The 21,170-nt window shown below is 49.5% G+C and carries 4 protein-coding genes; 3 read left to right on the top strand and 1 reads right to left on the bottom strand.

The window, feature by feature from the left end; all coding sequences use genetic code 11:
- The first annotated feature begins 281 nt into the window (after window positions 1-281).
- Both IQ256_RS10485 and IQ256_RS10490 read left to right on the top strand, forming a co-directional pair.
- Window positions 282-15,761 carry a putative Ig domain-containing protein gene (locus tag IQ256_RS10485; RefSeq protein ID WP_193855496.1) on the top strand — a complete coding sequence of 5,160 codons (15,480 nt, stop codon included), beginning with the start codon at window positions 282-284 and terminating at the stop codon, window positions 15,759-15,761.
- 194 nt (window positions 15,762-15,955) lie between these two features.
- Window positions 15,956-16,966, top strand: coding sequence for a hypothetical protein (locus tag IQ256_RS10490; protein WP_193855497.1), 1,011 nt, complete (start codon window positions 15,956-15,958; stop codon window positions 16,964-16,966).
- A gap of 245 nt (window positions 16,967-17,211) precedes the next feature.
- Here the strand turns inward: IQ256_RS10490 and IQ256_RS10495 are convergent, their stop codons facing one another.
- Window positions 17,212-18,741, bottom strand: a complete 1,530-nt coding sequence (locus IQ256_RS10495) for a hypothetical protein (protein ID WP_228024754.1) — start codon at window positions 18,739-18,741, stop codon at window positions 17,212-17,214.
- A gap of 143 nt (window positions 18,742-18,884) precedes the next feature.
- Here IQ256_RS10495 and IQ256_RS29560 point away from each other — a divergent pair, with 143 nt between their 5' ends.
- Window positions 18,885-21,041: a pentapeptide repeat-containing protein gene (locus IQ256_RS29560; protein WP_370623408.1), complete on the top strand. Its 2,157-nt coding sequence runs from the start codon at window positions 18,885-18,887 to the stop codon at window positions 21,039-21,041.
- Window positions 21,042-21,170: the final 129 nt, after the last annotated feature.

The following is a 21,170-nucleotide window of genomic DNA, read 5'->3' on the forward strand; positions in this document are numbered from 1 at the left end:
ATCGTTTGTATCCCACGTTCGTACCTCAGATATGATTATTCCTTCACTTTTACAGCAAAGTCTTCATAATCGCCACTAGCTTTGAGCATTTTGCAAAGTCAGTATGAAGTCGGTAGCGTGTATCTTTTTTTATACAGAAGCACGGGCAGTCTTTGTCTACAGGAATAGACTACTATCCTTTCTGCTTCGCCCCCAGAACTTTCCCCTAACTCAACTACTGCCAGTGCCGCAGCAGCTATGCTGCTGCGCTACACCCTGCTGCTCAAAAACGCTACAAACTTATGCTAGGTAACTCCAACAGCGGTGCCTTCGAGTCCACCTCCTCACAAAGTTCTGCTATCTGGCAAAGCGGCTGGATAGATGAGCTGTGGAATCAGCTAGAAAACGGCACGTTCAACGGCATTGGTAACGTAGTCATCGATGAGGACGTCACCCAGACGGAACAGCAGATTCTCTCGGACTTAGCCGTCATCGACCGAATGCTGGTCGGCAACAAAGAGATTCAGCAGCTGCTCTCAGACGTACGAGACTTTGCCGATCAAAAACACACTGCGTTTGGCAACTACCTAGGCAGAAATCCAGGCATAGATACACTGACCGGTAGCAGATTCGCGTCCCCGGCCTACCAAGCGGCAACTTCTCTGACAGAAGTGATGCAGTACGTACAGTCGCAAGGGTTGCCAGATCTAAGCGCCGAGGTGAGCACACCTACCTTCGATGAAGTAGCTCTGCCTGGAGAGAAAGCAAACCTGTCGATCACGTTGAAGAATCAAGGTGGGCTTCGCACCCGGCATCCCGTTACCGTCAAAATATATGCACAGGCACAAAGCGGAGCGGGTAGCAGCGAGAACAGTCCCCTCGAGATCGGAGCGCTTAACTTTGATAACCTCAAGCTAAAACCCGGCCAAGATAGACGGGTATCGACTAGCGTCCAACTGCCCGATAACCTTGCTCCTGGTGACTACAGCATCTATGTTGCAGTCGATAGCAACAACAACGTCCCCGAATCCAATGAAGCGAACAACATTGTTGTAGCTGCCACCGACCAAACCGTAGCCTGGCAGTTCGGTAACCTCGGCGATGAAAACAAAGTCCTCACGCTAAGAGATGAAGACGGCGATCTCATTCGCTTCCAGCTAAAGGGCGACGGCTACGGCGAAATTACAGAGCAACAAGGCGTCAGACAGCTCACGTTATATGGCACCACCGAGCGTAGCGAAGTGGTGATCAAAAGCAGCGGTAATGGCCACGTACTCGGTGGTGTGGTCGTTAATGGTGACTTAAAGCGTCTCGACGCGCAAAACACCGACCTAGAAGGTAACTTGACTATCACTGGCGCGATAGAAAAGCTAGAGCTAGACGATGTTAGCAACGCTCAAATCACAATTGGTCAAGGCTCAAACTCCAACCGTCAGGTAGACATTGCCTTAGGTGAGGTCACTAACACTAGCTTGCGCTCAGATGTCAGTATAAAAGGACTAAAGGCAGCCACTTGGACAGCGAGTCCCGATGCAGCCGCGCTGCTGGTTGCGCCTGAGATTAAAGAATTAGACATTAGGGGAGACTTCGATACTAACCTAGCGGTCGCCGGCAGTATCAACACAATCAAAGTAAAAGGAACCGCGTCAGGTATCTGGAGGGTAGGGCAGAACAACCGTTTGACCAGGCTAGAGTCATCAACCACCTCAGACTGGTCGCTATCGGTAGGCGGCTCGCTCAACTACCTCGATGTGCAGGCTGACTTACAGGGAACGGTTGCCGCTGCTAGCATGAAGCGGGCCTATGTGCGCGGGGATGTCAGCGGTGCGAAGCTTCTTATCGGCGCTGATCTAGGTGCCGATGGTGTCGTTGGCGGCGATGATGATACCTATAACGAGGGTGAACTCAAAGAACTTATTGTCGGTGGCAGTGTTCTATCTTCTGTGATTGGCGTAGGCTTAGATCCGCTGACAACCAACTTCACCAACGGCGATGGGCAGCTGATTACCACTGGCAAGATCGGCCTGGTTGATGTGAAAGGAACGGTCTCAGACGACTCACTGTTTGCCGCAGAGCACTTTACGCAAGATATCGAGATTGGCGAGCAAACCGTATCGGCTGAAGTAGATAGTCGTTTTCTCCTACCGTCTAAAGTCACAGTGGATGCTTCGGACAGTTCCAGCGAAGACGCGCTCTCGCTTGATACTACAACCAGTACAGCCGATATTCGCCAGGCGAAGCAGCAGTCAGAAAAGCTCTGGAGCTTTGAGGCCAGGGCTGGCGGAATTACAACATACGAGTTTGCCATTGGCCCCAACGGTGCTCAGACAGATCTTCATCAACAAGCAGAACATGTTTGGGAGAACGGAGAAGAGATCGCATGGTCGCTACAGGTAGAGGAGCAGACCGTTCAATTTGTGATTGATGGTCAGCTGCTGACGTATCCGGTCGAGGAGGCGCTATCGTTGAACGCGCTATCGCTCTACACCAAGGTCAACACCACCAATGAGAACAAGGTAGGCGAAGGCACCGCTATGGCCTTGGAGATTCACTCAGTGAACCAGAGCCAGTTAGAGAGTCCTCTTTTACTGAGTAGCGAAGGGCCAAACGACGGCCAGGATCTAGACCAGCTCTTTGTCTCTAAAGATGGACTGATATCGTCTGTATCAGGCGTGGCTCGCATGAGCTGGCCAGAAGATGCACCCGATCCGCGTCTGAAGAATAGTCAAGGACGAGTCACCTTTTATATCACTGGCTACGACTACGAACAGACGACAGGTGGCATTGTTCTACAGGAAAACGAAGACTTCTCACCTACCTACACTCAGTCAGTTACGGTTCCAGACGATCCTTCTAGCCTCAGCTTTACTTTTGATGCTGACTTTGACACGGCTTCGATTGGTGAGATTCGAGACGCCTTTGAAGTCGCACTGCTAGACCAAGATGGCCGTTCTCTGGTGCATACGGTCGGCAGCAACCAGGACGTCTTCTTCAACCTCACAGAGGGTGTCGCTCAAGAGAGCGCGGCAGGCGTTAGTATCGATGGCAATCGAATCACCTTGGATGTTTCTGACCTAGCGCCTAGAACAGAAGCTCAGCTCGTCTTTCGACTGGTCAACAACGACGATGACACGCAGACGACTGTTCGTATCAACTCTATTGAGGTGAGTAGCGAAAGCGGTGGCGATCTAAGCATTACGCCTTCCCGAACTGGCGCTGTAACTCAGGCGGTAGATCTTACCCGCTTAGAAGATGTATCGGGCTGGCTAAGACCGGCTTACGGGCAAACCAGCTTCAATGGTGATACTGCTGAGTTACTAGTAGAGGTTGCGGCTCAGAACGTTTCGGCCTATCCAGTGCGTGACCAGCTGGTGATGGTGGTAGAGAGCATCAGCGACCCGAGCGTTAGTGTAGTCAAGCCCGATGGACGGACGCCTGAGGGGAAGGCGTACTTCAACCTGTCATCGTTGCTAGGTGATGAGGTATTAGCGAGTGAAGAGACAAGTGAGTTCTTGCAGCTAGTATTTCGCAATCCGAACCAGGTGCAGTTTGACTATGAGCTGAGCTTTTTGAGCGAGCTGAACGATGCGCCAGAGTTTGTTAGTGCGCCCAACCTGGAAGCGCTAGTCGGTAAGCCCTACCGCTATGACGCGGAGGCGACCGATAGCAACGGCGATACGCTAAGCTACTCACTGTTTAGTGGACCGGAGGGACTATCGGTTGATAGTGAAACCGGCGAGCTGGTTTGGAATCCGACTGAGACTGACCTTGGCACAACGCAGGTCACCATTCAGGTCGACGATGGACAGGGTGGCGTAGATGAGCAGACCTATACGCTGAGCGTCAAGGACAATGTGCCGAATCGCCCGCCTATCATTACAACAGCACCAGTTGTTGATGCACAGGTTTCTAAGCCTGGGTCTACAGAGATCTTTGACTTGTCCACATGGACGGTCGAGCAATATGACTTCACCAATCGAGACGTTCCTGGAGACTGGGTTGTAAGTGCTGACGGAACAGTAGTCGAACAGCTTAATAACTCCAATGCCTCTATCTTTCTAAGTCCAACAGAATTTTCTAATGAAAGGATTGAAGGAACATTCCGTACCAATACGACAGAAGACGACGACTTTATTGGATTCGTCTTTGGATATCAAGACAATCAGCACTATTACTTGTTTGACTGGAAGCAGAAGCCTCAGAACGCTCCGTACGGCCCTTCTGAATCAGGAATGCATGTTCGGGTAGTAAATTCAGAAGCGCCTCTAGATGGAGAAGACTTTTGGTTGAGAGGTGAAGACAATGAAAAGATTAAAACACTGTATTCCAATGACATTGCGTACAGCGATCAAACCGATTATCAGTTCTCTATAGACCTAACCCCAGGTGCCTTCACGATTACCGTTCGTGAGGGTGATAGAGTTGTCGACTCTATCACAGTTGAAGATGATACCTTTGCTGCTGGCAAATTTGGCTTCTTCAACATGTCTCAGAAAAACGTCTTCTACAGCGGCTTTCAAAGTAGTGAGGTGCCCGCGAGTAAATACACATATGACGTAGATGCTATAGATCCTGACCAAGATGAACTAACTTACAGCCTGGTTGATGCACCTGAAGGTATGTGGGTTGAGCCGACAACAGGCATCATCCATTGGCAACCGACGATCGACGATCTCGAACCGTCAATTCAAGGGAGGAAAGATGAAGCTGATGATCTTCCGCAGGTCAGTGGTTTTGATGTAGACGTTTATGCAAGCGTTACCGATCCTGTTGAATTAGCCTTTGCACCAAACGGTGTACTCTACGTTGGCCGGGACAACAGGGGTTCTGGTGGTGGAATTTTGGATCCTGTCAAAATTCATCGAATTTCACGCAATAGTACTGAAGTTAGGGAATATGGAAGCCGATCTGTTGACGACCCCGATACAGTTTTGTTCGATAGGTATGGTTCCATATCAGGGTTCCCTGGAACTGTAATAGTAGGTGGCAGAAGAAATAATAGCTACAGTTCAGGTAGCATTCAGTCCATCTTAGAAGATGAACAGATTGTCAATCTCTTTGGACCGTCTTCTACTCTCGGCAATGTATCAACTTTAACGTTAGATAACAGCGGTCGACTATTATTCACTAATTCTAATTTCGGGAAGGCGCTAGTCAGTACAGACGGTGAATTTCCAGAAGAGCTATTCACGCATCCTGGTAGATTAGAAAGCATCGCCATCGACTCGCAGAACAGAATATTTACTGCTGGCGCTGAAGACGGCACAATTAGAATCTACAGCGCCAATGGAGAGCTGCTCAACGATACTTTTGCTACTGGCCTAGGCAGTCACCGAGTAGCTTTTGGTCAAGGGGGTGTTTGGGGAAGCTCCCTATACGCTGTCAAGTTCGATACTGGTGAGCTGTTAAGGTTTAGTGAAGATGGTAGCGCAGATATCGTGGGTACTGGCTTCTCAGGTGTCTTCGATTTTGCCTTTGGTCCCGATGGAGCTATGTACGTCAGTGAACTTGAGAATGACCGAGTACTGAGAATCTCACCTGATCGAGAAAGTTTGGGTTTAGAAGATGGTGAACATCAAGTACAAGTTGCTGTTGATGATGGCAACGGTGGAGTTGACATCCAAAAGTATGTTGTCAAAGTTACCCCTCCAAAAGACAACCGCGCACCTATTATTGTCAGCAATCCAGTCACAGCTCTCAACGCAGCTCAGGAAGAATTCGCATTAGGCTCGAGGGGTGCGAGTATCGTATCTGTGTCATCTCAGTATGATTTTTCAGAAAATCTATCATATACTCCAACTGCAAATGGGCTCATAACAGCTCAGGAAAATTTGTTATCTACAGCGAAAACGCCTTGGCTGTCCAACGGAGAAGCAGGATTCGCCTTCAAGCGAGGAGATTCAGATCAAAACCTTGTTCTAGATCTTGGAGGAGAGCGCCTAATTGACCAAATTGGTGTAAATTACTATCCCTATCCTGGTGATAGAGAAGTTTGGGACTTCATTCGTATAAGTGTATCTACAGACAACGAAACCTACGTTGAGTGGGGTAGTATTGGCTCTGAAGATGGTCGTGTTGATGTGACGACAGCGCCTCTTATCATCAATCAACCTGACCAATTCGTACGGTATATCAAATACGAGTTTGGACCTTCTTCGTTTGACTATAGTCGCGGCGGTTCTCGAATTACGGACCTCTACGCAAACCAAACGGGTGCTAATTACTTCTATGATGTAGACGCCATTGACCCGGATAAAGATACTTTGACCTACAGCCTGATGGATGCTCCTGATGGAATGACCATTGACAAAGACAAAGGGTTCATACGGTGGGATTCAGCGTCAGTAGAAGCTTACAAAAGCAACATTGGAGAAGAAGCGAATGTTACCGTTCGTACAGTCGATCAATATGGTGCGGAAGATACTCAGAACTATACGATTTCACTATCATCTCCTGATGAAGAACCGGCCACTCACGATTTGACTATTGATGATGTCGAAGCAGGCGACTTAGTCTTCGACGGTCAACTTTTGTCTCTAAGCGGAAATGTCTCGGCGACTATCGCTAACGAAGGATCAGAGGACCTTACCGATTCGTTCGATGTCGTGTTCTTTGAAGATAGTAATCAGAATCAGGCTTTTGATGCTGATACCGATAACATCTTAGGGCGGGAAACAGTTGTCGATACCTTGCTATCAGGTCGGAGCCGCTCTATCTCGACTAGTCTCTCTGGGTTTGTCAGTTTCTCTGGTGTCCCTATCTGGGGTGTAATCGACAGCGAGGATAGTATCAGAGAAACGGACGAGTCAAATAATACAGACTTCAGCAGCCATGACTGTATCGCTAAACCCGTTGGTGAATTTAATCCTGTTGTTGAATGGAACAAGCGGTCTTTCTCCGTGGCGTCGTCCTCTCACCAAGTAATGATGACTCCGGCAGTTATCGACTTAAACAAAGACGGTACGCCAGACGTCATTTTTACGACGTTCGCAGGAAGGCAGTACCAGCAGAACGGTAAATTACGCGCAATTAGCGGAGATGAAGGTCGGGAACTTTGGACGGTTACTAACTCCGCGTATGATCTGTATCCAGGCAGTGGCATTGCTGTCGGAGACATTGACAACGACGGATACGCTGAGATTATTGGTAACCATGAGGATGGCTCAGTCATCGCCTTCGAACATGATGGTAGCTTCAAGTGGAAGAGTACCTGGCAAGGAGCAGAAAGCGGAAGTCCTGCTATAGCTGATTTGGATCACAATGGTTCACCAGAAATCATCTTTCGTAATATTGCATTGGATAGTGAAGGCAATCTTCTCTGGCAGGGTGATGAGTCCGGTGGACTTGGCTCCGGGAGTGGATGGTCGGCCGTTGCAGATCTAGACTTAGACGGAGCTCCTGAAATTGTTGCAGGAAGAAGTGCTTATCGTGCCGATGGCTCGCTGTACTGGAATGCTGCCATCAATGATGGCTACTCAGCTATCGGTAACTTTGATTTAGATCCTTTCCCTGAAATTGTTGTAACAGGAGGGTATGGGGGTAATGAAGTTCATCTACTAGAACATACAGGTGATATAAAGTGGACGACTACATTACCTACTACAGGAGGAGGTAATCCTACAGTTGCTGACTTTGATGGTGACGGTTTGCCCGAAATTGGTGTTGCTGGTGCGAGTCGGTATGTCGCAATAGAAACAGATGGTTCTATCAAGTGGGCAAGTGCAACACAGGACACTAGCTCTAGAACAACAGGCTCATCAGTATTCGATTTCGACGGTGATGGTAGAGCTGAGGTTGTATACGGTGATGAACGCTATCTAAGAATTTATGACGGGACTGACGGTCGTATCCTGTTTCAGTCTCCTAAAACTTCCGGGACCTTGCGAGAATTACCAGTCATTGCTGATGTCGACGCTGATGGGAATGCAGAGATTGTAGCAATCGCGAACGACTACAGCCGTGGTACCCAGCAACGAGGAATCATCGTCTACGGAGATCTCAACAACACATGGGTTCCTACTCGCCAAATCTGGAACCAGCATTCGTATCACATCACCAATATCAACGATGACGGCTCTATTCCAGCCTATGAAGAAAATAGTTGGCAGCTATACAACAGCTATCGCTTGAACCTTCAACCGGGTAGCAATCCTCTAGCCGCTCCAGATTTGATAGCCTCCTACGTCAGAGTTGAAGAGATTGCTGGTGAGGCCACTATCACAGCGCGTGTCGGTAATGGCGGTGCTAAGTTTACTAGTGCTGGTGTGAACGTAGCCTTCTACGATGGCAATCCAGAGACAGGTGGACGCCTAGTCGGCGTCACTCAAACCACCACTCAACTCATCCCAGGTGCCTTCGAAGATATCTCGGTCACAGTACCTGCTGGCTCAGTCGATGATGTTTGGGTTGTTGTTGATGACGACGGGACTGGTCATGGCAGCGTTCTTGAATGCCATGAAGATAACAATGCATACAGCCCTGGTATCAGCCTGCAAGCACTTAACCAGCGCCCAATTATCACTACAACAGCTCTTACAGAAGGTGCAGAAGGCGAGACATATCGCTACGACGTTGATGCGACCGACGCAGATACTGCTGACCAACTGAGTTTCTCTCTAAGAGTTGCACCAGAAGGGATGACCGTTGATGAAGAAACAGGTGTCATCGAGTGGACACCGTCTGGCACCGATGCTGGTACGCACGATGTGCAGGTAATGGTGAGCGACGACAAGAGCCGAGACATTCAGCTCTTCACAATTGATGTGGCTGATTTGCTCAATGTTGCTCCAAACATTGACTCGAATCCCGGCACGAGTGCTGTCATCGGTAAAACCTACAGATATGACGTGAATGCATCAGACCCAGAAGGAGATGCCTTGACCTATGAACTGACTCTGGCACCAAACGGTATGGTAATCGAACCTGCAACTGGAAAGATTGCCTGGAAGCCATCGGCTGAGCAGCTGGGTAGCTACGATGTGATTGTCAAAGTTCACGATGGGCGAGGGGGTATCGATTTACAAGCCTTCACGCTGGCAGTTGAGACTAATAATGAAGCTCCAATCATTACTTCTCCACCGGCTTTAACAGCCATCATCAATCTGCCCTACGAGTACCGAGTACGGGCTCAAGATGCAGATGGTGAAGTGGTTGGATACCGTCTGCAAAATGCCCCCGAAGGTATGACCATTGATGAAGCCACTGGCGTTGTTCGTTGGATGCCCGCAGTGGAACAGCTTGGTTCGGCAGTTGTAGAAGTCATTGCCATTGACAACAGAGGCGCTGAGACACAGCAGCAATTTACCGTAGGTGTAGTTGCAACAGCAGAAAACGAGATTTCTGAAGTCACCTCCAGTCCACGCACTAGCATTCGGGTGAATACGCAATATCTGTATCAGATAGCAGCTGAAGACCCCAACGGCGATCCACTGAGCTATCGCGTTGTAGAAGGTCCAGAGGGTATGGCCGTCGATGAAGAGGGCTTGGTAAGCTGGACTCCGAGCGTAGAACAACAGGGCGTCAACACAGTCCAGTTAGAGATCAGCGATGGTCGAGGTGGCGTTGTCATTCAACAGTTTGAGGTAGCGGTCAGCAATGTTAGCGTCAACAGTGCGCCTGAGATTACGTCCACACCAGAAGGCTTTGGCGCAACTGTAGAGCGACCTTATCGCTACAGTGCAAACGCCTTTGATGCGGATGGTGACGTGGTACGTTGGCAGCTCGTCGATGCGCCTACAGGTATGAGCATTGACCCAGAAGCCGGTACGCTACATTGGCAACCTACCGCCGACCAGCTGGGCCGACATACGATAACGCTAGAGGTGATTGACAGCAGAGGGGCGTTCACTGGTCAAAGCTTCGAGCTGTTTGTTAGAGGGACGAACCTAGCGCCCCTAATCTCTTCAACTCCAATCACGGCAGCTTACGCAGACCAGGCATATCAGTATCAGGTGCAGGCGACAGATGCTGAAGGGGACACGCTGAGCTACAGACTGGTTCAGGCCCCTGAGGGAATGAGTATCAATTCGCAGACGGGACTCATTGACTGGCAACCAGACCCTGGGCAAAGCGGTGCTACTGAAGTCACGGTGGAAGTCAGCGACGCGGCTGGCGGGAGCACGGCTCAAACCTATCGAATCGAGGTTAGTGACGTTGCACCGAATGAGGGTCCTGCAATTACCTCTCGGGCAGTTAGCTTTGCCTCACCAGGCGATCGCTATCGCTACCAGGTTATCGCAGAAGATCCCAACGGTGATGCGCTAACCTACGATCTAATCGCAGGCCCAGATGGAATGAGCATTGACAGTGCAACGGGTGAGCTGATCTGGGAGCCGACAAGTGATGATGTCGGCAGCTACACCGTTGTTGTAGGCGCTAACGACGGTCAGCTGGGGAGCGCACAGCGCTTTACTCTACAAGTAGCTGTCAACGATGCGCCTGAAATTCTCTCTAATCCTGTGTTGACTGCGCTAGCAGGCGAAACCTACAGGTATGATCTGCGCGCTCGAGATGCTAATGGAGATCGCCTCTCGTATGAGCTGGTTGAAGCACCTGAAGGCATGACAATCGACCAGTACGGTCGCATCCGCTGGACACCCAATGCTGTCGGTGGTGCTGATGTAGAGATAGCTGTTTCTGATAGCTACGGTGCAACTACCCTTCAGCGCTATAGCTTGACGACTAAAGGCGATGAGATTGCCCCAACCGTCAATATCTTCCCTAGCATTGCGCCTGCTGATGTTAACCAACCGCTGTCTGTCTTCGTCCAGGCCACTGACAACGTGGGTGTTGTCAATCAGACCCTGACGATTGACGGTACACCCGTTGCACTAAACAGCGGAGCCTATCGCTTTACGCCAACCGAGGCGGGCGATGTCACCGCGATCGCCACTGCCACTGACGCGGCGGGCAACACCACCACCACTGAAACCATCCTTGAAGTAAGAGACTTCAGCAACAGCGGCATTGCACCAACGGTCTCTCTAGATCCGCTGACAGGCCAGACGCTGACAGGGCCAACAGATATCCTCGGCAGCGTTCAGGACGACAATCTTGTTGCTTATACGCTTTCGCTAGCTAGGCTAGGCAGCACCGACTTTAGAGAAATCTATCGCGGTACCAACACAGTAGATGATGGCGACTTGGGTCAGCTGGATACTTCACTATTCCAAAACGACAGCTACACCCTACGCCTGACCGCAGAAGATGGTAACGGCAACGTCGTGTTTGTTGATGAGACCGTCAATATTGGCGGTGACCTGAAGCTGGGTAACTTTACCCTCAGCTTCACCGATATGGAACTGCCGGTCTCTGGTATCCCAGTGACGGTGACACGCACCTACGACAGCTTGAACGCGAGCGAGACAGACGACTTTGGCTATGGCTGGCGCTTAGAGTTCCGCGATACGGATCTGCGTACCAGTCTAGGCCGGGATGAACAGTACGAGACCTTCGGCATTCGCTCTCAAGCCTTTGACGAAGAAACGAAAGTCTACATCACCTTGCCCGGTGGCCAACGCCAAGGCTTTACCTTCGCACCGAAAAAAGAGTTTATCTCTAACTTCTTTCCGGCGATTGGCGGTGGCGATCCTAGTCTGTACCAAGCGGCTTTCAAAGCAGATGATGGGGTGACTAGCACACTGAGCGTAAGAAGTACGCAAAAGCTGTCGCGTCGAGCTAACGGTAGCTTTATCGGCTTACAGGGCAGCGGTTTCAATCCCGAAGATCCGCTCTTCGGTGGAGTGTACGTACTCACCACCAAAGAAGGAATTGAGTACGAGATCGATGCCAGCACGGGTGACTTGCTCACTGCGAAGGATCTGAATGGCAATACAGTAACGTTTGAAGATAGCGGCATCTACAGCGATAACGGTACGCAGATTACTTTTGGCCGCGACGTGCAAGGGCGAATCACCTCGGCGACTGACCCGGCTGGGCAGTCTGTGACCTATGAGTACGACAGCAACGGCGATTTGGTTGCGGTACGCGATCGGGGTGGCGACACCACCCGCTTTGACTACAGCGATGAGTTTGCCCACTACCTCGATGAGGTGATCGACCCACTTGGCCGCAGTGGCGTACGCTCTGAATATGACGGGCAGGGTCGTCTAGTTCAGATGCTCGATGTCAATGGCGAAGCCGTTGAGCTGGTTTACGATTCAGAGAATTCTCAGCAGACGGTGCTAGACGTCTTTGATAGACCGACGGCATATATCTACGATGCACGCGGGAACGTCCTCACTGAAATTGACGCAGTCGGAAAGGTTACCAAGCGGTCCTACGACGACAACAACAACGTGTTAAGTGAAACCGTCATCACTGATGAGAGTGGTCCTGACGGATGGACTACCACTTACACCTATGATGCCAATCGCAACCAAACCAGCATGACCGACGCGCTGGGCAACACGACTTACTACAACTATGGAGAGAACAGTCGCCTGCTAAGTGAAACCGATGCGTTAGGCAATACAACAACTTATGCCTACGACAGTCGCGGCAACATGCTGACTACAACAGATGCTGCAGGTCAAACAACTGAGATGGACTACAGCGGTAGCGGCAACATTCTTGCCCTAGAAGATGCCCTAGGAAACAGTAGCCGCTTTAGCTACAACCTGCGACGTGACGTGACTAGCATGACCGATGCCGGGGGCGATGCGACCGCTTACGAGTACGACATCCGAGGGAATCGTACAGTTGAGACGCGCACAGTCACTACAGAAAATGGCACCGAAGAGCTGGTCACGCGCTGGACGTATGACGGTGAAAACCGTGTCCAAACGATGACCGATGCGGCAGGAGGCGTCACAACCTATGAGTACGATGATAACGGCAATCAAACCGCCGTTATCGATGCGCTAGGTAACCGCACCGAGATGCGCTACGACGAGCGCGGCCAGCTCATCGAAACTATCTATGCTGATGGCACCCCTGATGACCTAAGCGATAACACTCGCACCATTGATCTCTATGACCGAGGCGGTCGCCGCAGGGCTAGTATCGACCAGGCAGGACAAGTTACACATTTTGTCTACGACGCGGTAGATCGATTAATCGAAACTATTCATCCAGAAGCAGGCGAAACCTTAGCACAACTCCTGACTGCGATCGCCCCTGGAGAAACGCTAGAAACGGTGGACTGGACGCAGGTGGTCTACTCTGACCTCCCGCCCGCCTATCTCAGCGATAACGACCGGATTCAGACCGAGTACACCAAAGACGGTCGGGTTAAGGCCAGCATCGACGAGCGGGGCAATCGCACTGAGTATCGATATGACGCGGTAGGTCGTCTGATTGAAACTATCTATGCCGATGAAACGCCTGATGACCTCAGCGATAATCCTACGATGCAGGTGGACTATGACGCGGTGGGTCGTCGTCTTTCTGAGACCGACGCCCTGGGTCGTACCACAAGCTACGTATACGACAATGTAGGCCGCGTGGTAGAAACCATCTTCCACGATGGTAGTAGTACTCAGGTTAGCTATGACGCTTTGGGACGAAGAGAGAGCGTCACTGACCAAGCGGGTAAGGTGACCGAATACATTTACGATAATGTTGGTCGCTTGGCTGGCGTACGCGATGCTGAAGGCTTTTTGACAGAGTACCGCTATGACGAACTCGGTCGCTTGATTGAAGCCGAAGATGCGAATGAGCAAGTAACTGAATACACTTACGACAAGCTAGGTCGGCGTACGGCGGTCGAGCTACCTTTGGGACAGCGTTCTAGCAGTACTTATGATGCGGCTGGAAATCTGCTGACCTACACCGACTTCAATGGTGAAGTTACCCAGTTCATCTACGATGAGCAGAACCGGCTGATCTTCAAGGACTACGAAGATGATGCCGATGTCAGCTACACCTACACAGCTAACGGTCTGATAGAAACCATCACTGATAGCCGGGGTGTGACGCGCTATGACTATGATGAGCAGAATCGGCTGCTCTCTCGTACGGACCCAGATGGGCCAACCCTAGCGAGCGGAGCCACAATTGAATACAGCTATGACGAGGCAGGCAATCGTGCCAGTGTGATGACGCCGAATGGTAGTGTCACCTATGACTATGACGAACGTAATCGTCTGACGACTGTCATCGACGCGGACTACAACCTTACTGCCTACGGATATGACGATGCGAACAATCTAATTCGTACTGAGTTTGCGAACGGTGTTGTTGAGACTCGTGAGTATGACGACTTGAATCGTTTGACAGTGCTAGAGAACAAGGTCGGTGACACTGTCATCTCTGGCTATCGCTATGAGCTGAATGCAGCGGGCCATCGCCTATCGGTGACTGAAGCCAGTGGTAGACAGGTGGGCTATACCTATGATGACCTGTACCGGTTGACTGAGGAGAATATTAATGACGGGGAAAGAACTATTAGCTATGTCTATGACAATGTGGGCAACCGTCTAACGCGCGATGACTCGGCTGAAGGTGTGAGCAGCTATACCTACGATGGCAATGACAGGCTCCTGACGGAGACATTGACCAAAGATGGGGTGACGGTCGATAGCATTACCTATGGTTATGACGACAATGGCAACCTGACCGAGCGGGTGAAGAATGGCACGGAAACAACAGCCTATGTTTGGAATGACGATAACCGCTTAGTCAGAGCAGAGCTACCCAATGGCGATGTGGCGGAATATGCCTATGACGATGAGGGTATTCGAATTAGCAGTACGGTGAATGGTGAAACAACAAGCTTCCTACTAGATAAGAATCGGTCTTATGCACAGGTGCTAGAGGAGTTTGCCAGTGATGAGCTAGCGGCTTACTACGTCTATGGTCATGACCTGATCTCTCAAGAGCGAGGAGATGAGACTTCGTTCTATCAGGTAGACGGTTTGGGCAGTACGAGAGTGCTGACTGACGAGCTAGGTACTGTGACAGACACCTACGACTATGATGCGTTTGGCAATCTGATTAATTCGAGTGAAGAAACCAATAACAGCTATCGATTTGCTGGGGAAAGGTTCGACAACGAAACAAAAAACTACTATCTTAGAGAGCGTTTCTATAGTCAAGAAAACGGTCGATTTATCAGAAGAGATACATTTGAAGGTTATCGAACTCGGCCCGTGACAAGAAACCATTACTTGTATGCAAATGCTAACCCGGTTACGTACGTAGATCCTAGTGGATTTATCAGTATCAGTGAATTATCAACGGCACGAAAAGTACAAGACATTCTCGGCAATACATTTGCCAACTCGCTCAGAATTGGTAACAACTTCTTAAACGCTCTTGATAAAGTCAATGAAACCGTTTCCCTCTTCCAATCTTTACAGCAAGCATTTAATCTAGCTTCTAATCCAACAGGGCTGTTACCCAATCTAACTTCCTCAGCCCTAGAAGAACTGCCTAGTTTCGAAGAGGCTGCTAGTTCTTTACGTGCTAACGCGGGTAAGATATTTGCCAGCGTAGTTGGGCTTAAGATCCCTAGAGAACAAGCTCAAACTGCCAAATTCCTAAATAAAAAAACATCTGCGTTTCTCTTCTTTCTCCCATCTTTATTCCAAGCTCCATCGGGAACTAATATTCGTACGGGGCTTAGTATTCGAGATAAGCCCGTACATTTAGGAAGTAATTCAAACCGAAATCGTCTTTTCGGCGTAGGGATGCAGCTAAAGGCAAACAACGCTTCCTCGCCGAGAATTCAATTTTTCAGAATGGATCATGGATCCTTCAACCATGTTACGGGTGAAGATCGTCGTAACCATAATACTTGGCAAGATGGAGATTTCCACTATCACGTGCCAAAAAATGGTTAAATTTCTTCGGAAGGAAAACCTTGCATTCACAGATCACTTTCTATGAATACCATCGAACGTGAGTGGCTAAAATAGAGAGTTCGGTAGACTAATAAGCTAGGATTAGTTACTCAATCTTCTTCTTGTAGGTTCTCACTTGGATTTTCAAGAATATGACTTGCATAACACAATGTAGAGTGGTACGGCATTTACCTATGAACAAAATCATCTTTTTTTGGGATTCACATTTAGTAAGGAGAGGAGGAGTTGTAGACTTTTTACTAAATCAGTGCTCTGAGGCTTGGCTCAGCAATAACAAGGGAACTAAAAAGATACAATCCCTTGTTGATATATTATATGAACCAGAATATTGGCACCGCGAATCTTGGTACATAAGTGGAAGCTATACAGAGGGAGATAACCAAGAATTAGCGGTAGGTTCGTTATTTCAGAAGGAACCTAAATTTACAGCTACTCTAGAAGATATTAACGCTAAGATTAGTTCTTTTTCCAGAGGTCGAAAATGGGTTTTGTTCCCATGGGGAGGGATGCATCCATTCTCCGCTTTTGGATTTTTATCTGCTGACGGAGATATTTTAGAAGGAGTTACATCCCTCTACATTCACACAGATAAAAGCTGTAGTCTAATCTCCAGTTATGCTTTCGATAGCTTGAATTTCACTCGTTCTATTCGTTCTATACTGATGGGTGGCTATCATGTCTCAGCTTATCCTCTGTGGAATATAAAGGGTGATGACTCAAAAACATTATGGATGGCTACTGATTTGGTTATCAGCGATGATTTCTCTGTATTTGATTGGTGGGTTCCGAGCGGATATGAGCTAGTAGAACATTTACCTGCGGAGACATCAGCACAAAAGGGGTTAAATATATATGAAATTTCAACTGAAGATTCTTTTAGAGCAATGTGCTACCTATCATCTCAGGAGCCAAGAACATTGGTGTTTTTGCCATCCGATACGAATTCTATATCATTAAGAAGATTGCTCCGCAAAACAGAAAGTTACAGCAGCTCATCTGACTTGATATCTTCTGACTTAATATCTCTTGAGGACATTCTCAGAGATAGTGAATGGTTTCTGGGTCTAGATAGGGATAGAATAGATTACGGATATTCGTTTTTAGTAGCTAGAGACAACAAACTGCTCCATAGGTTTAGCGCTGCTTCACAGAGCTATGACTTTAGACTCATAGCTTGCTTTTAAGAGCAAAAGAGAAAATGATAAAAGCTACGCATTGTATAGATAAAGCTTGACTATGTACAGGACAAAAATCGCAAAGCAAGCTGAAAGACTAGATGGCCTGCGACACTGATTCTACAGAAAATGGAGACCGAAAAAAGTGTAGGGTGCGATTCGGGCTTGGTTCAAAAAGTGCTAATTTAAGGTAACATTCGCAGCACAAAATAGACCGTCATCTAGACGGCCTAGCGCACTGATCTGAGCAGGTTCTACGCTCTCTGAAATCGTTTAAAACCGAGCAGCTCCAGCCAGTGTGGATGCGCCTTTCCAGTCAGCAATTGCTTTGGACTTTTGCCCACCCGTTCTGGCTTCATGGAGCGTATGAACTGTCGGTGATTGAGGAAGAACTGCAACAAACTCAGATAGTCGTCACCAAGGCTGCGGCGTAGAAAGAAATAATTGCGCAAACGAGAGTTGAGATTCTCCACCATAGAGCTGGCCCTGGGCGTCTCTTCGAGCGCTTTCTCCACGGCTTTCATGACCTCGTAGAACTTGTCAGATAGCTGAGAGTGCAACTGATTCCACCTTTCCCAATAGGCATTTGATGTCTTGTGCTTGCGATGCAACAAACAGACTTCTCGAACCGCCTGAAGTGGCAGCTCAAACGCGGCCGCAATGTCCGCTAGCTTCTGGTCAATGACACCAGCAAACGCCAGTAGCTGCTCGCGTTGATTCCGCAGCGCCTTTCTAAGCTTGCGGATGGCAGGATAGCGTTCGTCTTCTCGCTGTCTCAGTTCGCTCACGATGAAGTCGAAGAGTTCTTGACGCACCGCCAGCGGTGGCCCAGCCAAAGCCATCACATCATGAGAGAACCAGCCCAACAGCGTTTTCACATCCTGGGCTAGACAGATGAGTGCCTGCTCGTGTTGTTCAGCTAGCAACTGTTGACTGAGCAGTTGCTGCGCCACAATCTCCTTCAGGCTGGCTTTGGACATTTGCTGCGCCTGTTTCAGCAGCCGTGCTGGCCCGCCTTGAACACGACGGATCAGACCATTGACCACTTGCTCAGACTGCTGTTGGATATGGAACACATCCCCGTGACAGGGCACCTCTGGCATCGCTGCTTTTTGGCCAGCTCTCAGGCCACTGCCACCATCAGCAATGGTGTAGTCTGGGTTGAATCCTTGACTCATGACATCCAGCAGATGATAGCCCCAGGTGTCTTCATCCCGGTGGTCTACACACTTCAGGAGATAGCAATAAGTGGAGGCCGCATCAACGCCCACCAATACGGGCTTGTCGGATTGAAAGATTTCATCCTGAAGACCCACGGTAATGCCAGCAAGGTCTTGTGATTGGTTAATCTCAGCTGCTTGCTCTGCTGTTTCCTGAAGCCGATTGTGGACAGTGCCGATGCTGATCGACGTATCGAACAGGTCGCGTAAGAGTTCCACCACGCCGCGATACGAGCTGTGGCAGATCAGCACCAAGCCCAGTATCAACTGGAACAGCCAATTTTTGGTCACGGGTAAATGAAACAGAACATCATCGTCACCTTTAGATGGTGCAAACGTTTCATCCAGCGCTTGCTGTGCTTTATCGCCCTGCTGGTACACAAACTTCCGACTGACCTGGTGCATTGAAGCAATGTGGCTGATGGGCTCTGTGCGAGCAAGCACCTGAATCCCGATATCTTGGCGAATGTCTGGAGATAGGCTGGCGGCGATGGAGAGGGCTGAATGCATAAGGGGCGATGGCGATCCCGCTGGTGGCGATCGCACGCTGGAAAGGACAGCCACTTAGCCTACCTGATCCTAGCGAAAGTGTAACCCGCACTTGAACCAGGCCTGCAATTCGAGTAATTAGCGGAGGACCCGGTGCGGGGAAGTCATCGTTTGCGAAGATCTTTGCAGCTCGACATGCACGACAAGGTGAGTTTCCAGTGCTGTTCATACCACTACATCAGTTTGATCCAACAGGCGACTTGGTGGCAGCAGTCGGTGAGTTTATTCGCTACGACCAGTACTTGAAAGGCAACCCGCTTGACCCAAACGATAGTAGCTTGAGGCTGCTGATTATCTTTGACGGCTTAGATGAGCTAGCGATGCAGGGAAAGGTGTCAAGAGAAACGGCTCAAGCCTTTGTTCAGGAAGTGAAAGATAAGGTGAGTCGGTTCAACTTTCGAGGAACGCGCCTTCAGGTGATCATCACAGGAAGGGAAGTTGTCGTTCAAGAGTCTTTCCCGGAATCACGTCAAATCATTTATGCTACGCCGTATGTTTTCTCTGTAGAAGAACGTTACAGAAGAACAGAGCAGTATGTTGATGCCGATAACCTGCTATGGAAAGACCAGCGTCATGAGTGGTGGCAGAAGTACGGGGTGGCAATACAGAAAAACTATCCTGTGATGCCAGATGAGCTTCAGGTAGAGAGCTTATTTGAGATTACGGCACAGCCCTTGTTGAACTACCTAGTTGCACAGAGCTATGTGTCTGGACGTCTGACCCTTCCAGAGGAGAGCAATCTAAACACGCTCTATGCAGACCTGCTGAATGATGTTTATGAGCGGGGCTACGAAGGCAGCAACCGCAGACACCGTGCTATTGCTGTGATGTCAAAAGAACACTTTGTTCGAGTTCTAGAAGAGATTGCGCTGGCGGCATGGCACGGTGATGGTCGGACAACGACTGTTGAAGAGATTGAAGCGCACTGCGAGCGCAGTGGTTTAAAGCGGCTGCTCAATGATTTTGAAGAAGGCGCTGAAGTGGGTGTGACACGAATGCTCGCAGCGTTCTACTTTCGACAGGGCGGCAGACGCAGTGAAGAGAAAGCCTTTGAGTTCACTCATAAGAGCTTCAGAGAGTACTTATCAGCTCGTAGAATCGTCCGAGCGATGGACCGTATTCAAAGAGAGTTAGAGCGGCGTGAAGAAGATATGGAAGCGGGGTGGGATGAGCGAGACAGCTTACATCACTGGGCGGAGGTGTGTGGTCCTACTCGTATGGATATCTACCTGTTAGATTTTCTACGGAATGAGGTAGCTCTATGCCCCTTAGAACAAGTTGCTAAGTGGCAGAGAACATCCAGTAACTTGATTGGTGTGATGCTCCGTCAGGGAATGCCGATGGAAAAGGTTGAACCCACATTGAAGTTTCATGAGGCGAATCGAAGGGCAGTCAACGCGGAAGAAGCACTGCTGGCAGCTTTGAGTGCTTGTTCTTGGACCACTGAAGCCATCTCCACTGTGGAATGGCCTTCGCCCGAATCATTTGGCGGATGGATTGCACGGTTACAGGCTCAAAGAATAGACGAGGAAAACGTGGTTTCTCTGTACTGCTTAGAACGCTTGGAATTAGCTTCCTTAGTTCTTATTGCACGAGACTTTTTCGGAGCCAACCTGAGCGGGGCCAACCTGAGCAGAGCAGACCTGAGCAGTGCCAACCTAGTCGGAGCCGACCTGAGCAAAGCAGACCTGAACGGAGCCGACCTGAGTGGGGCAGCTCTGATCAGAGCTAACCTGATTAGAGCTGCCCTAAGCGGAGCCAACCTGAGCGGAGCCAACCTGAGCAGTGCCAACCTAGTCGGAGCCGACCTGAGCAAAGCAGACCTGAACGGAGCCGACCTGAGCGGGGCTAATCTGATTAGAGCTGCCCTAAGCGGAGCCAACCTGAGCGGAGCCAACCTAATCAGCGCCGACCTGAGCAGAGCTAACCTAAGCGGAGCCAACCTGAGTAGATCTGACCTGAGCGGGGCCAATTTGAGTAGAGCCGACTTGAACGGATCTGACCTGAGCGCGGTTAATTTGAGCAAAGCTGACCTGCGTGGATCTGATCTGGGCGGAGCCGATCTGCGCCGAGCGCATCTAGGCTTTATCAGTCTAGGTAAAGCTAACCTAAGCGGAGTCAATCTGAGCGGAGCCAATTTGGTCAAAGCCAACCTTAGTGAAGCCAACCTTAGTGGAGCCAACCTTAGTGGAGCAAAGAACATCGGAAGAGATCAGCTATTACCTGCCCACCTATGCAGAACATGCCTACCTAAAGGGATTAAGTTGGATCCTAACCGAGATTGTGAGCGGCTGAGAGAAAGGCAAGCGCCATAGTTTGAAGTGAACCCCTAAATTTGGACAGTAAAATCAGGTGATAGAAAGTCTAGACTTGTTCGTATCACCTTTAGACGATTACTGCTCCTTCCTCCACTTTTCTTCAAATTCACTAGGCGTCAAATAGCT

Origin of the sequence: cf. Phormidesmis sp. LEGE 11477 (genome assembly GCF_015207105.1) — a bacterium.
Taxonomy (GTDB): domain Bacteria; phylum Cyanobacteriota; class Cyanobacteriia; order Phormidesmidales; family Phormidesmidaceae; genus Phormidesmis.

Bases quoted from the DNA above. Each gene is read 5' to 3' on its own strand.
- IQ256_RS10490 (WP_193855497.1), top strand. From the start codon at position 15,956: ATGAACAAAATCATCTTTTTTTGGGATTCACATTTAGTAAGGAGAGGA.
- IQ256_RS10485 (WP_193855496.1), top strand. From the start codon at position 282: ATGCTAGGTAACTCCAACAGCGGTGCCTTCGAGTCCACCTCCTCACAA.